Below are 13,807 nucleotides of genomic sequence, written 5' to 3'. Positions count from 1 at the left end.
CGCTGGGGTTTGTGCTAAAGAGAATAAATCGATGAGTAAATACCAGTCATTGGCCTATTTATGTCTAAGTTTGTCATTCGATTTAATGGCGTGTGGGGGTGATGTCTCAATGAGCATTCCTCACATCCATAACGAAGATGAATTAATTGACGTGTCTAAAGGCTCTAGTAAGCAAAGCTTAAAACAAATAGATATCTATCAGATATTTGCAGGCGAATTAGAACAACCAGAGCATGCTCACAGTAGCGATAAACACGCATTAGTTCACAGTAAAGCAAGCTGAGACAAGCCTTAGCTTTGCTATCTTTTTTTTAATTGAGGCAAGATTATGAACGTCATAAAAAGCATTATGCGCGTCCTTTTCACAATATCTAAAGTGATATTCAAATTTGTCAGCTTTATGTTGGTCATGCTTGCTGGGGCATATGTACTTGCGCCGATGGGAACGATTAACTCCAAAGATATCGACATGGGATCGTTCACCAACACTCCGAATGAGACAATGATGCTCATTTTTAACTCTGAATACTTTAGTGGCTATTTGTTTTCTGTGACAATCGCTCTAGTACTCTTCGTTGTTTACCTGTTGTGGGAAGTCCATGAACTAGCAGTTCACAAAGCACAAAAACAAAAAAGCTCACACATCCAACTGGTCTTTGCTTTGTCACTCTGTGGTCTGTTTTTACATAAAGCATGGTGGGTATTGGCGATTATGATTGCTTTTGCAAATTGGGAACATATAGGTGCTTCTATTAGCGCTGTTATACGTAACAGTCGTTTGGAATCAGCAACCAAACTAAACGATCTTGTGCAAACGACAGATAACTCGGAGGCTAAATCATGAAAGAAGTAATGATCCCCTATGTACTACTGATGTGGATACTGGTTTCAACTGGTGCGATTAAATGGAATATGAGAAGTGCTTTTTGGATTTGTTCCGGTGGCGCATTTATTCTGGTTTTTTTGGTTGTGCTATCACGGCTGTGGGCACCGGTTGACTTAACTTATTCATCAACGATTAAAGCTCCCCACTCAGTGTTATCAACACTATTGCGAGAAGAGATCGATCAAATCTATGTTGACCATAACCAAGTGGTGAAGAAAGGAGATGTTATCTACACCTTAGTAGATACCAGCTCGAATGCTGAACTTGAAAAAATCAAATCAGCAATCGTTACCCAAGAAGAATCCATTGCTCAAATGTTGCGTGATTTACAACGGGCTAAACGCTCGCCGGAGATCTTTAAAAATCGCGATGTTGAAAGCTTCAAATCTCAGCTACGCATCTCTGAATCCTCGCTAGCGTCTTTACTTGCGGACTATAAACGCGTTGAATTTGAGCAAGAGCGAAAGACAATACGCGCGCCTTATGATGGTCAGATTGCTGTTGTTAATGTCGCCAATGGCAGCCGAGTGGGTAACATGCATATATATGATACCTCGCGTAAGTATCTAGAAATGCGGATCCCTGATCAGACGTTTCGTTATGTGGAGCCCGGTCAGTTTGCTGAGTTTTACGTTGATGCTTATCCTGGTGAAATATTTAGAGCTCGGGTACATAGCTTTACCGCGGGTACAGGTGAGTCTTCAGTATCGCCAATGCAGGGGCCACAAAGCGTACGTCAGCATGTGGGGTCTAACACCAGCACCCATGGGCGCACAGTCATACTTGAAATTATTGAGCCAGAAGGCAAAATTATTCCAATTGGGGCAACCGGATCAGCATGGATAGCAGCTAATAAGCCACATGCATTTTTTGGATTTATTGACGTCATTGGCGCAGCAGCAGTGCGTCTACACAGCTATAAGTCCTACCTGAACGCTATGTAATTATTAACTAGGCTAGGTACTTCTTTATGTTAGGGGTATCTAGTTGCGTCGATCTTCAAGATTTATACCAATCACAGTAATTTTTTGATCACTATTGTTTGACTAAAACACCAAACAGGTCAAAATAACTAAATATAATGGGATTGGTATTACAACTGCAATCTTCTATCTCATACTCTTATTGGGGGTGTTAGGAATACAATTGGCTGTTCGCGTTGTTACTACTAGCTCTCGTTTGTTTGATTGCAAAAGTTTGTTACAGGCCTAACGTAAGAAAGGCAACAGTTCAAATTTTGGTTTCCCTATTATCCTATGACTCTATAAGTGTTTATGGCTAATCCATTTGGACTTAGAGCCAGATTGTTTATTTAGTATCAGTATCAAATCACCCCCTATAAAAGCCGAGTAAAGCGGGCTAATTTAGACAAAGGGGTGGTGTTCGAATACCTCATCTATCATTTGTGCAAGCGGGGCATCGCCATCGGTAGTGCGCGCATAAGAACGCAAGCCTGTGATCTGTACTTGAATATGTCGAGCTAAGGCTTTGGCATTTTTGTGGTTTGCAACTTCCCCGATAGTTTGGGCTTCAACAATAACCGCCTCAAACTCAGCTTCCATTGTTTTTAGTGCATCTTTTGCAGCTTGTAACAACTCGGGTTGTTCATCGGTAAGTTCTGAGACTGTTTTTACCAGCATACACATGCCATTAGGAGATTGTGTTTGCGCTTCAATCACAACCTGGCGCATAAATAGCTTAAGCGCGCTCAACGGGCTGCTGGTTTGCTTGCGGCAGGACTGTAGTTTATCGATACCTTGTTGGGTATAGCGCACTAAGGTTTCTTTGAACAAACCTTCTTTGCTACCAAAGGCTGCATATATGCTGCCAGGGCGCATATCAATGACATCTTGTAAGTTGCGCATTGAGGTGGCATGGAAGCCTTTTTCCCAGTAAAGCTGCGTGGCTTTATCAACGACCCATTCACGGTCAAATTTTGCATTGTTACTCACGGATGCTGTCCACAGTTATATTCTGAACGATTGTTCAATTTTAGTATGACTGCGCATTTAAGTCCAGTTCATCAGTTATTGAGCCGCTTGACGTTCGGTCCGGCAGTTATTTTGAACGATCGCTCAAAATAATTCTTGAACGATCGTTCATGCTTGGTTATAGTACCGCCATACCAAGTTGGCAAAACAACTAGCTGCCAGTCTTAGCCACGAAATGCCATTGATGAATGAATAGGAATAAAAAAATGAGCCAGTTTAAAACCCATACCCTAGAATCTGCGCCGCAAGCAAGTAAAGCACTTGTTGAGGGCTCTATAAAAGCCAATGGATTCTTACCAGGATTGCACGCAGTGATGGCTGAAGCGCCAGGGCTATTTGAAGGCTACCAAGTACTGCATAAACTATTCAGCGAGTCATCTTTTAACGCTGAAGAGTTAACGGTGGTATGGCAAACGATTAACGTAGAGCACGAGTGTGGGTATTGCGTACCCGCTCACACCGGCATTGCCAATATGATGAACGTCGATCCGCTACTTACAGAAGCATTGCGCAGTAGTACAGCTATGCCAAGCACAAAACTGCAAGTATTGCATGACACCACTTTGGCAATGACCCGTGGTCGAGGTAACCTGAGTGATGCTCAAACTAGCGCGTTTTTTGAAGCCGGATATACTCAGCAACAGATGCTGGAAATCGTACTTGGACTGGCACAAAAAGTAATGAGTAACTACACTAATCATATTGCAAGAACACCTGTAGATAGCGTTTTTGAGAAGTTTGCTTGGAGTAAATAACTCTCGTTAACTGCTAACTCCGCCTGCAAGCCCATGTGAATCGATCCACATGGGCTTTTTTTGGTTTTTTGTTCTTATATATGATTGCTTATTAGTTATAACGATCTGTTTTGTTCTATTTTTTAAAAAAATTTGGAATTTAGTGTTACTTGCTGTGTCGAGGTGGGTTAAACTTCAGGTATTGCTGAATTTTAATGTTAGTGCTTAATATGACATCTGAAACGATTAGAAAACGAATTAATAGTATCGACGCTATGCGCGGTATCGTTATTATCATCATGCTACTTGACCATGTTCGAGAGCGCGTCTTTCTGCACGTTCCTTTAGCTGACCCCATGGTTATAGAAACTACCACCGAAGGCCTGTTTTTTGGACGCTTACTTGCTCACTTCTGTGCGCCAACCTTCGTCTTCTTAACGGGATTATCGGCTTGGCTGTTTGCCCAATCTAGAGATCATGATCTATCGGCAACCCGTGGCTTTTTGTTGAAGCGTGGTGTATTTCTGGTTTTTCTAGAAATAGTTGTTATCAATTTCTCTTGGATGGGGCACTACGAAACTCTATACCTGCAAGTGATTTGGGCCATTGGTTTATCGATGCTAGCGCTTGCATGCTGTGTTAGCTGGCCAAGGTGGCTATTGCTAAGCGTAGGTGGAGTTATTGTCGCAGGACACAATTTGCTGTCACCAATTAGTTTTGAAATGGGCCATTGGTTTTATCCAGTATGGACAATTCTCCATGACCGCGGCATGTTACTTGAGTCCGACTTACTTAACATCCGCGCTAGTTATCCCGTCCTACCTTGGATTGGCATCATCCTATTAGGCTACGCAGCTGGGCCTTTATATGCACAAACAATGGCTGCTTCAACGCGGCAGCGGGCACTATTAGCTCTAGGCCTTGGCAGTTTAGCGCTGTTTGTTTTGCTACGTAGTAATAATTTCTATGGTGAGCCATCTTTGTGGCAACATTATGCAAGCTTACCGCAAACGCTAATGTCCTTTTTCAACTTAACCAAATACCCGCCCAGCTTGAACTTTTCACTGCTTACCTTAGGTGGGATGTTCTTAGGCTTACTGATCTTAGAGCGCTATGAGACCAAAGCTAACAAAATTCTGTCGGTCTATGGCGGCGCCCCTATGTTTGTCTACATTGTGCATCTGTACTTTTTACTCATCGCTTATTCGATTTGTTATAGCATTTGGGGACCGAACAAAGGCGTTTACTTTGGTGTCGATGAGGTCTGGCAATTGTGGCTTATCAGTGGGCTGTTAACCCTTGCCCTGTATAAACCTACCAAAGCCTTTGAGCGCTATAAACGTGCGAGTACGCAAGCTTGGATTAAGTATTTGTAAACAAGCCTATGCAATTTAGCGTAAGTAGACGATTGAATGTTGTCTATTTGCGCTGACTTATCTGACGTGAAGAAGCGTTATTGTTATAGCTTGATAGCCCTTTATACTGTCAGCGATATCCGAAATAAGACTTTTTTGTGATATCGGATAAACTGTAAATCGTATGTTGAAATAAGGATATTGAAAACATGGATTACAATACCGCAGCGCTATACACCGTTGTTTCTTTCTTTTATGTTGTTAGCCCTGGTCCCGCTGTATTTTTAGCAATGTCTAATGGTATGAGTAGCGATACCAAATCGGTGGTTTTGTCTTCTTTGGGCAATATTCTAGGTTTGTTCTTCTTGTCCTTTGTTTCCATTATTGGCTTGGGCTCCCTGATTTTGGCATCGTCTTTATTGTTCTTGATAGTGAAGCTTGTTGGTGCAGCGTATTTAATTTTCTTAGGGTTTAAACAGTTTCGCTCATCAAAAAACATAAGCCTTACAAACCCCCATGGCGATAACTCCAAGCTAAGAAAGCCTTTTTCTTACTTTTATGAAGGTTTTTTATTGGCGGCAACTAATCCAAAACCAATATTGTTCTTTGTCGCTATATTCCCTCAATTTCTAAACCTAGAAGCTGCGCTTATTCCACAGTTTTTTATCATGACAAGTCTATTTATGTGTATTTCATTTTTGGTCTTATTCAGTTATGGAAACCTGGCCAAATATTCCAAAAAAGCTTTCTTAAGCCAAGCTGGTCTGAAATGGTTTCATCGTCTAACCGGTGGCTTATTTGTCGGTATGGGTGTCGGCTTATTGCAGTTGAAGAATGCGCAAGCTTAAATGTCAGCAATCGTTATATTGTTGCCCACACTTTGATTTGATCGAAGACGTCGATAGTCTTGCACACCTATAATTATTGCTTTGAACGCTATCAAAGGACGTAATTTCAGATGTTAGATTTTACTAAAGCACGTTGGATTTTTGAGCCAAAGCGCCACCAAGTGACTGATGAATCGGTAACCATCACCACTGACCCCGGTACTGATTTCTGGCAACGTTCTTACTATGGTTTCAAAAATGACAATGCGCCAGCATTGCTGCTGGATTCGAACCGAAATTTTACCTTCACGGCCAAGGTTAGCTTTGACTATCAGTCTCAGTTTGACCAATGTGGACTGATTATCTATTTAGACAGCGAAAATTGGTTTAAAGCATCAATTGAGTTTGAAAATCAACGCTACTCGCGCCTCGGTAGTGTTGTCACTAACTTGGGCTATTCAGATTGGGCAACTGTTGATATCGCGCTACCACGCTCTATCTGGTATCGCTTAAGCCGCAGAGGGCCGGACTTTCTAGTTGAGTCTTCTTTAGATGGCATCGTATTTAAGCAAATGCGAGTTTTCCATTTGCATCGTTTAGGTAAGACCACCGCTGAGATGGGAAAAGCTAATCCACCCTTAGCAACTAAGCGAGCGGTAAGCTTTGGTGTTTACGCTTGTAGTCCTTCGCAAAGCTCATTTGAAGCATGCTTTTCCGATATGACCTTAGCTGAGTGCGTGTGGCAAGCGCATGGCAGTTAATACCTTATTTCGTCAGCCTAGCCAACGACAATCATCTATATCAGCGTCAAAGGTGGTGTCATTAGGTCAACGAATAACTGCGATTTTTTCCTTGGCCTTCGCAATTCTTTATACAACTAATAAAGATCAACAAATCAATAGCAATGGTATAAGTCCTTAATAAAAGCGCAGTAAATTACTGCGCTTAAAAGGTTGCCAAAATTGTACTTAGTTAGGCTTACAAACCCTTATGGTATTGGTCATTGGTTGCATCGGTAACCATAGCGCTGATGCTATGTTGAAGTGCTTGCTGAGTATCTGAAAGCTTAGCGTCGCCCGCGTCTGTATCTGATTGGAGCAGCAACTCAAATTGTCGAATCAGCTGAGCTTTATCCGGTGTGACTTTGTCTCCAGCTCCAATGTTGGTCAAATCAATCATAAAGCCGTCATACAACTCAGATAACTGGTTAATGATCTCCATATTCAAGAATTGATCGTTGTTGTAAATACTAGGGTAGCCCGCTTTTTGCTTATCAATAGCAAAGGACATGCCTTTAAGGTTGGTTATGCTGGTTGATTTATCGCATGACAACATGCAGCCATTATCAATACGTGGTTTGTCGCAACCGACACTCTGCTGGAAAAAACACTGGCGACTAGTCATTAGCAAAATGGGGTGATACACGCTATAGAACAATTTGAAGTTTTCAGGCCGTGCAATAGCGCGCATTTGTAAATAGTTAATCTCATTGGAGATAAATGCGCCCGCACAATCAAAAGCTTCTTTTAAAGCCAACAAAGCATACGAGTTGGTGGTGTTCAAAAACGGACCCGCAATCCAAGCGATGCCAAGTTCAAAGGCGCGATGCGCGATACCGGTGTTATTGGTGACAATTAGTTTGGGCTTCACTTGCTCCAAAATAGTAAGCGCAACATCGAAGTCTTTGCCAATCAATACCGCTGGAAACCAAGGGATAAGTCGAGGGTTTTGCTTAAGAAAACCGACGTATTTGGTACAACCACGCTTATAAGCATCTGGGAGCTTAAAGTAAATATCGGCATCGGTAAGCGTGTTGAGATCGATGTCGGTTTCATCGCAAATCAAAATCGAGAGTTTGGCTTTGGTTTTTTCTTGGGCACTATTGGTGTCGCGATCGCTTGGCTTAGGGTGGCGAACCAGCTTAGGAAGTTTAACTTCGGCTTGAAGCGGCGTATTTGCATTAAGTAGTGAATGTAGCTCGTTTTTTAAGTTGGTCAGTTGACTAAAGGCTAAGCTGAGTCCCTCGGGCAAATCCTTTAGATCAAGGTTTGTGAGTTGAAAATGGGCGTTGTTAAAGCTTTTGAAGCGCTTTTCAACAGCGCTTTTATCAATGCAGTTTTTGTCGCTTTCTTGCAACTTGCTTTGTGATTGAAGCGTAAAGGACTGCTCCGTGGGCTGGTTACGACCGTTGGCAAAGTCTAAGCTTGTGGCTAAAAGTGTTAGTGGTTCCCCAGCCTGTCCTTTAAACGATAAACTCAAGTGGCGTTTTTCTATACTCAGCGGTTTAATTTTGTCGAAGACGGTGGCGTTAATAGCTTGTTTTTCGGCTTGTAGATTTTGCTCTACCTGGTGGATCTGTACCACCGATATCGCTTCGTTTTTGGCTAAGGCGTGATATTTGGAATTATCACGGGGGTTCTCAATAAACATGGATTGGTTAAGGTCACCGCGCAAAAACGCGTTAGACAAATCACGATTAAAGACTTTATAGAGGCGCTCTCCATCTTCAAGCAATTCTCCGGTTTCAACAAAGCCGTCAATCTGCTTACGGAAGCTATCAATAACAGTATGCACATAGCTAGCCCCTTTGATTCGCCCTTCAACTTTGAAACTGTGAACACCAGCATCAATTAATGCGGGCAAGTCGAAAAAGGCAGAGTTGTCTTTGAGGTTTAGCGGGAAATTATTGCCCGATGGCGTGGTTTCGTATTCTTCGCGACAGGCTTGGCTGCAGCGGCCTCGATTGCCAGAATTTCCGGCACTAGCTGAAGTTGAATAACAAAGTCCCGAGAAAGCCACACATAAAGAGCCATGCACAAATACTTCGGTCAACACATCGTGTTGGTGCCCAACCGCTGTCATCGCTGTGATTTCTCGAAGATTCAATTCGCGCGACAGGTTAACCCGAGATGCCCCAAGTTTTTTAAGGAAAGGAACTTGTCCTACATTATGAGTTGTTAGTTGAGTAGAAGCATGAATATCTAAGCTTGGGAAGTAAGTTCTAAGCACATAGAGTAGCCCTATGTCTTGAACAATTACGCCATCAAGTGTGGTATTGGCTAGCTTGCTTAACAGCTTTGCCAGCGACTTAAACTCACTTTCCAATATAATGATGTTTAAGGTCAGGAAAATTTTGCAGTCAAAATTGTGTGCCAGCTGTATCACACCGACTAGTTCGTCAAATGAAATGTTAGACGCGCGATTTCGGGCGTTAAAGGTATCTAAGCCGCAGTAGACCGCGTCAGCTCCGGCGATGATTGCAGCTTTAATCGCTTCGATGTCGCCACCTGGCGCTAATAGTTCAATTTTGCTAGTCATTTTCACTTAGTGCCCACAATTTAGGCTGTTATTTTTTAAAGCAGCGATTTTACGCATATATTAAGCAGATGAATACCGCTAAAGTTGATTATACCAATCCCAATAATTATTTAGTCAGTCTAGCCGACTACAATCACTTATATCAGCGTCAAAAGCGGTGTCATTAGGTCAACGAGTAACTGCGATTTTTTCCTTGAACTAAGCAATTCTAGATACGACTAATAAAGACCAACAAATTAATCGGAATGGTATTACCATTTCTTATCACGTAAATAGGGCTACAAATAAGCATGGAACTGACCAACACTATTACTAATACCAAGCCCATTTTGTATTCACTACGCAACTGCCCCTATGCGATGCGAGCGCGAATTGCTGTATTTAAAGCCAAGCAGAGTGTGGTGTTACGAGATGTTGTGTTAAGCGATAAACCCCAAGCCATGTTAGCTGCGTCAGCGAAAGCAACCGTACCGATTCTGGTATTAGCCAATGGTAAGGTTATTGATGAAAGCTTAGATGTCATGTTGTGGGCGCTGGAGCAAAGTGACCCAAGCAATTTACTTCAACAAGATCACCCAAGTCGTTTGGCTGAAATGTTGGATTTTATACGCGTATTCGATACCGAGTTTAAATCTGTACTTGATCACTACAAATGTGCCAAACGTTACCGAGAGCCGAATGTCGTTGAATGTAGAAGTGCATGCGAGCCATACCTACAGTTAATAGAGACGCGCTTAAATGAGCATGCTTATATTGTGTCAGATTCTGAAAGCTTAGTTGATATCGCCGTGCTCCCGTTCATACGCCAGTTTGCAAGGGTAGAGCGCCAGTGGTATTTGCAGTCAGCGTATCCAAAGCTGCGATTGTGGCTCAGCAACTATTTACAGAGCCCGATGTTTACCAAAGTGATGGCTAAATATCCCTTGTGGCAAGAAGGGCAGGCAGAGCTAAAGTTCGGAGCTTGAAGGTTAAGCTGGTTTATTACGGGACTTGAGAATTGTTTTGAGCAGGCAGTAAGTTTTTTGCAATCAAATTTGGGAAATCAGAGGCAAAAAAAAAGCAAATCCGAAGATTTGCTTTTCAATAGAATTATTCGCAATTAAACAGGGCGAATGTTCTCAGCTTGAGGACCTTTTTGGCCGTCAGTTACTGTGAATTCTACTGCTTGGCCTTCAGCCAAAGTTTTGAAGCCATCGCTAACGATTGCGCTGAAATGAGCGAATACGTCTGGACCAGACTGTTGCTCGATGAAACCAAAACCTTTAGATTCGTTGAACCATTTAACGGTTCCTTTAACTGTGTTAGACATAATAAATATCCTGTATAATTTTTAGTTGTGCCCCGAGAGGCTTGAATCGCTTAAAAATGTAGACTTAAACTTAAAAACTGCAGGACGAGGTATTACGAATAAGACAGCGAAATGTAGCATATAAATTGGAGACTTCTTTCTAGCTGCGGGTAATGTACTGGTTATATCGGCAGATGTATAGCTATTTTTGAAATTAATTACCATTTTTAGGTATTAGAGTTTTCGCTCAAAAGCCGAGAGTTTTAGCCTTGTACAGCGATAGATTATTGTGGCATGCCAGTGTAAATTGAATTCAGAATACGCGTTTACTGAGTAGTTTCCTGTGCAAGATATTGATAAGCATGAAGAACAAATATTAGGTTTTATAGCGCAAGAAATGACCCAAGACCTAGCCCATGACCTAAATCATGTACGGCGGGTTGTGGCCAGTGCTAGAAAGCTTTGTGAAACTGAAAAAGCCAATTGGGCTGTGGTTATGCCAGCTGCTTACCTTCATGATTGCTTCTCTTACCCTAAAGATCACCCTCAGCGGCGTAACAGCTCGTTGATCGCTGCTAAAAAAGCCCAGCAATTCTTGATTACCCTGGATTATCCACAGCAATATATTGCTGAAATACATCATGCAATTGTCGCTCATAGCTATAGTGCTGCAGTAACTCCACAATCATTAGAAGCACAAATTGTGCAAGATGCTGATCGACTTGATGCCCTAGGGGCGGTGGGTATTGCGCGTTGCATTCAAGTAAGCGCTGCGTTAGACCGGCCTCTATATAGTGTTAACGATCCGTTTTGTGAAGACAGAAATCCAGATGACTCGAGATTTACCCTAGATCACTTTTTTACCAAGTTGCTAAACTTGGAGTCTACGATGAATACTGTTTCAGGCCGTAATGAAGCGAAAGCGCGTACCCAATATATGCAATCCTATCTCCGCCAATTTAAGCATGAAGTTTACAGTTAGACTGTATTGTTTTTGTTAAGTATTTTGCAACTTCCTAATATACTGCCTATGCTAAAAATTGAGACTGGATTTTGATGTCAAAGCACCTGTTTAAGAAGGTTCAGACATCATTATTTGATTGTATGCAAAGAGATGGAGTTCAAAATGAAAGCACTAAAGTACGTTCTAATTACACCGATACTCGCTGCCGCTTTTAGCTCGCAAGCTGCTTACTTGGATTTGCGTGGTGCCTACGCAACCGAAGCTAAGCAATGGGAACATCGCGCCCGAGCTGGTTTAGATTTTGCCGATGCATGGCAAGTTCATCTTGAGGGGACTCAAGGTCATGGTAAAGATTTATTTTCGGATAAAACCCAAAGTGTTAGCGCGTTTGAAACCGAGGTTAACTACAACTATAAATCCGCTAATAATTTAACTTGGAGTCCTGGTTTCGTCTATTGGGCTGGGCGTGATCATGTAGAGTACCGCCCTTATCTGAAACTAACGTGGTCACCGGGTCCTTACTACATTGCAGGGCGCTATCGTTATCAAAGCGCTACGGGTGATGCTAACAATACCAATCAGTTTGATGCTTGGTTTGGTTATGCTTTTGAGGCCGTTAGCCTTGAATATAACCCAGCCTACATCGCTCGCGATGACGTCAGTTTTAAAAACGATGGCAGTTTGAAAGACAACAAGTGGGAACATACCTTCCAAGCCAAATACACAGGCTTTGAAACATGGTCTCCGTACCTAGAATTTCAGTTGTTAGATAACATCAACAAAGGTACTGCTAGTGCCCCCGATGTTACAGAAGAAAAACGTTGGCGTTTTGGTGTGACCTGGGTTTTTTAAGCCGATAACAAAGGTGTGATTCTTAAGTCAAAGCGCGATAGTTGGTTACCCCAGTTATCGCGCTTTTGTATTCAGCCTACGTTGGCATCAAACCTAGTTTGGCAAATTTTACCCTGTATAAATCTAAGCTGAAGATCGATTACGATAAACTCTCCTTCATCAAATAAATTCTTCGCATAAATGTCTGGAAAAGCTTTTTTAATTTCTTTGCAATCTTCGCGCGTTAACGAGCCTCAGCGTTCTATTTACGGCTAGTGAAAGTCATAAAATGAAATAGTTTGCGCATATTCTGACTAATTTAGTCGCTTCTAATTGCCATGGGTATTAGTTACTCTTCGAATACAAGGAGTGCGACTCACCAAAGACTAGCTTTTTGTCATGGAACAGATTGTTTTTTCAACAAAAAAATGTATTGAATGGTTCCATTTTTATACAAGAAATGTTTAGAAAAGAACGTCTTCAAGCATCAACTTAAATGGTGTGTTTAATCTAGATTCGAGGGAAATATGTTCAATATATCAAATAGTATCCAGTTTGGGTTCGATGTAGCTACTAGCATTACGATTATCGCAACAGCAGTCTCATGGGCATATAGTCAGAAAAAAAGAGCACAAGAAGAGGCGCAAAAAGGTGTCGACCAACGTGTGCGTTCAACATGTTTGAAAACGGTTCAAAGTGTTTTGCGCGAAATGGAGAACGAATTTTCAAGTTTAATCGACGAGTCCACAGCGTTCGAATCAAAAATAGACCGTCTTATCAAGGTAGAGGACGGCGAAGTTGACTTCAGTCGTTTGATACGAGCGCTACAACATGACTCTGAATTTGTGGAAAATTCAACCCAACAACTGGGAAAAATACGCAGCCGTACTGGAGAGTTTTACGAAATCATCCAAAAGCGACGCTACACTTTGCTTCCGATGTTGATGTCTATTGATACCAAAGGCGAATACATTCAAGTTTTTGAAGCCAATGTTTCTGAGATTGCGCAAGCCTACAATCGATTGGGCTCAGGTTACATATCTTTACTTCGTGAAGTGGGTACGTTGATTGTTTTGATCGGTGATTTACAAGCTCCAGAAGGTGATGAAAAAATTGGAATAAGTACAGTCATAGCAGATGAAAAGTGTTTGAACCGGGTTAAGTCCATTTTGTTTGATGAAGATTATTACGATTGGATCCAACTATTTGTCCCAGCAGGTGAAGAAAAAACCTATCTCAAAGAAGTCATTGAGCCCGACACTGTAGAAAATCACAAACTTGCCAATATTGTATTTCAGAACTTTATTAATCATATGATAGATGAGGGCGATCGTATGCAAGCGCAGATCCTGAGATATGCATCACGAGAAGTGACCAAAGCGCGTATCGAGTGTAAAGATATCTTGATCGCACTAAGCGCAATATCGTGTAAATTGGTTTCAAAGGGCAGCGTTGGTACTTTGCACGAACTTATTGAAGAATTTGAAACAGACCGCTATTTTGGTCGTGATAATAAAATTCGATAATTTAACGTCAATTCAAAGCACTATGAGCCTTGCGTAAAAGCCTGGCTCTGATTATATATTTAATTGCAGAGTCACTAACTCCCCCAC

General features: G+C 41.9%; 14 protein-coding genes. 11 read left to right on the top strand and 3 right to left on the bottom strand.

What is annotated here, in order from left to right:
• Nucleotides 1–31 precede the first annotated feature (31 nt).
• From DBZ36_RS13335 to DBZ36_RS13325, 3 genes are read left to right on the top strand one after another with little or no spacing between them, the layout of a single operon-like run.
• A complete protein-coding gene (locus DBZ36_RS13335) occupies nt 32–283 on the top strand; it encodes a hypothetical protein (RefSeq protein ID WP_199711873.1) in 252 nt (83 codons plus the stop codon).
• Between the two features lie 45 nt (nt 284–328).
• The gene (locus DBZ36_RS13330; protein ID WP_233558138.1) at nt 329–844 is read left to right on the top strand and encodes a magnesium transporter; all 516 of its coding nucleotides are present in this window, start codon (nt 329–331) and stop codon (nt 842–844) included.
• Nucleotides 841–1,830, top strand: coding sequence for an efflux RND transporter periplasmic adaptor subunit (locus tag DBZ36_RS13325; RefSeq protein ID WP_120355456.1), 990 nt, complete (start codon nt 841–843; stop codon nt 1,828–1,830). The genes DBZ36_RS13330 and DBZ36_RS13325 overlap by 4 nt, the downstream gene beginning before the upstream one ends.
• 420 nt (nt 1,831–2,250) lie before the next feature.
• Here DBZ36_RS13325 and DBZ36_RS13320 read toward each other — a convergent pair whose 3' ends face one another.
• Nucleotides 2,251–2,838, bottom strand: a complete 588-nt coding sequence (locus tag DBZ36_RS13320; protein WP_120355455.1) for a TetR/AcrR family transcriptional regulator — start codon at nt 2,836–2,838, stop codon at nt 2,251–2,253.
• A gap of 245 nt (nt 2,839–3,083) precedes the next feature.
• On the opposite strand from DBZ36_RS13320, the gene DBZ36_RS13315 reads away from it, so the two are divergent.
• The 4 genes from DBZ36_RS13315 (at nt 3,084) to DBZ36_RS13300 (ending at nt 6,554) form a co-directional block, all read left to right on the top strand.
• Nucleotides 3,084–3,632, top strand: coding sequence for a carboxymuconolactone decarboxylase family protein (locus tag DBZ36_RS13315; protein ID WP_120355454.1), 549 nt, complete (start codon nt 3,084–3,086; stop codon nt 3,630–3,632).
• A gap of 209 nt (nt 3,633–3,841) precedes the next feature.
• A complete protein-coding gene (locus DBZ36_RS13310) occupies nt 3,842–4,987 on the top strand; it encodes a DUF1624 domain-containing protein (protein WP_120355561.1) in 1,146 nt (381 codons plus the stop codon).
• A 188-nt stretch (nt 4,988–5,175) separates the two neighbouring features.
• Entirely contained in the window at nt 5,176–5,814 is a 639-nt protein-coding gene (locus DBZ36_RS13305) for a LysE family translocator (protein ID WP_120355453.1), read from the top strand.
• A gap of 110 nt (nt 5,815–5,924) precedes the next feature.
• The gene (locus DBZ36_RS13300; RefSeq protein WP_120355452.1) at nt 5,925–6,554 is read left to right on the top strand and encodes a DUF1349 domain-containing protein; all 630 of its coding nucleotides are present in this window, start codon (nt 5,925–5,927) and stop codon (nt 6,552–6,554) included.
• Nucleotides 6,555–6,771: 217 nt separating this feature from the next.
• On the opposite strand, the gene DBZ36_RS13295 is transcribed toward DBZ36_RS13300, so the two are convergent.
• On the bottom strand, nt 6,772–9,111 hold the full coding sequence (locus DBZ36_RS13295; RefSeq protein WP_120355451.1) for a peptidase U32 family protein: 2,340 nt from the start codon (nt 9,109–9,111) through the stop codon (nt 6,772–6,774).
• Nucleotides 9,112–9,401: 290 nt separating this feature from the next.
• Between DBZ36_RS13295 and DBZ36_RS13290 the strand changes: the two genes are divergently transcribed.
• A complete protein-coding gene (locus DBZ36_RS13290) occupies nt 9,402–10,076 on the top strand; it encodes a glutathione S-transferase (RefSeq protein ID WP_120355450.1) in 675 nt (224 codons plus the stop codon).
• Nucleotides 10,077–10,210: 134 nt separating this feature from the next.
• On the opposite strand, the gene DBZ36_RS13285 is transcribed toward DBZ36_RS13290, so the two are convergent.
• A complete protein-coding gene (locus DBZ36_RS13285; protein ID WP_120355449.1) occupies nt 10,211–10,420 on the bottom strand; it encodes a cold-shock protein in 210 nt (69 codons plus the stop codon).
• A 322-nt stretch (nt 10,421–10,742) separates the two neighbouring features.
• On the opposite strand from DBZ36_RS13285, the gene DBZ36_RS13280 reads away from it, so the two are divergent.
• The 3 genes from DBZ36_RS13280 (at nt 10,743) to DBZ36_RS13270 (ending at nt 13,720) form a co-directional block, all read left to right on the top strand.
• The gene (locus DBZ36_RS13280; RefSeq protein WP_325049100.1) at nt 10,743–11,381 is read left to right on the top strand and encodes an HD domain-containing protein; all 639 of its coding nucleotides are present in this window, start codon (nt 10,743–10,745) and stop codon (nt 11,379–11,381) included.
• Nucleotides 11,382–11,525: 144 nt separating this feature from the next.
• Nucleotides 11,526–12,215 (top strand): oligogalacturonate-specific porin KdgM family protein, encoded by a 690-nt coding sequence (locus DBZ36_RS13275; protein ID WP_158589101.1) that lies wholly within the window; start codon nt 11,526–11,528, stop codon nt 12,213–12,215.
• A gap of 506 nt (nt 12,216–12,721) precedes the next feature.
• Entirely contained in the window at nt 12,722–13,720 is a 999-nt protein-coding gene (locus DBZ36_RS13270) for a hypothetical protein (RefSeq protein ID WP_120355447.1), read from the top strand.
• Nucleotides 13,721–13,807: the final 87 nt, after the last annotated feature.

Source organism: Alginatibacterium sediminis, from assembly GCF_003610775.1.
Taxonomy (GTDB): Bacteria; Pseudomonadota; Gammaproteobacteria; order Enterobacterales; family Celerinatantimonadaceae; genus Alginatibacterium; species Alginatibacterium sediminis.
The sequence above is the reverse complement of the archived record's forward strand: the minus strand, read 5'-3'. Positions and strand labels throughout refer to the sequence as shown.

What these genes read in the sequence shown, in the direction of transcription:
- DBZ36_RS13335 (WP_199711873.1), top strand. Translation starts at nt 32, where the DNA reads ATGAGTAAATACCAGTCATTGGCCTATTTATGTCTAAGTTTGTCATTC.
- DBZ36_RS13330 (WP_233558138.1), top strand. Translation starts at nt 329, where the DNA reads ATGAACGTCATAAAAAGCATTATGCGCGTCCTTTTCACAATATCTAAA.
- DBZ36_RS13325 (WP_120355456.1), top strand. Translation starts at nt 841, where the DNA reads ATGAAAGAAGTAATGATCCCCTATGTACTACTGATGTGGATACTGGTT.
- DBZ36_RS13315 (WP_120355454.1), top strand. Translation starts at nt 3,084, where the DNA reads ATGAGCCAGTTTAAAACCCATACCCTAGAATCTGCGCCGCAAGCAAGT.
- DBZ36_RS13310 (WP_120355561.1), top strand. Translation starts at nt 3,842, where the DNA reads ATGACATCTGAAACGATTAGAAAACGAATTAATAGTATCGACGCTATG.
- DBZ36_RS13305 (WP_120355453.1), top strand. Translation starts at nt 5,176, where the DNA reads ATGGATTACAATACCGCAGCGCTATACACCGTTGTTTCTTTCTTTTAT.
- DBZ36_RS13300 (WP_120355452.1), top strand. Translation starts at nt 5,925, where the DNA reads ATGTTAGATTTTACTAAAGCACGTTGGATTTTTGAGCCAAAGCGCCAC.
- DBZ36_RS13295 (WP_120355451.1), bottom strand. Translation starts at nt 9,111, where the DNA reads ATGACTAGCAAAATTGAACTATTAGCGCCAGGTGGCGACATCGAAGCG.
- DBZ36_RS13290 (WP_120355450.1), top strand. Translation starts at nt 9,402, where the DNA reads ATGGAACTGACCAACACTATTACTAATACCAAGCCCATTTTGTATTCA.
- DBZ36_RS13285 (WP_120355449.1), bottom strand. Translation starts at nt 10,420, where the DNA reads ATGTCTAACACAGTTAAAGGAACCGTTAAATGGTTCAACGAATCTAAA.
- DBZ36_RS13275 (WP_158589101.1), top strand. Translation starts at nt 11,526, where the DNA reads ATGAAAGCACTAAAGTACGTTCTAATTACACCGATACTCGCTGCCGCT.
- DBZ36_RS13270 (WP_120355447.1), top strand. Translation starts at nt 12,722, where the DNA reads ATGTTCAATATATCAAATAGTATCCAGTTTGGGTTCGATGTAGCTACT.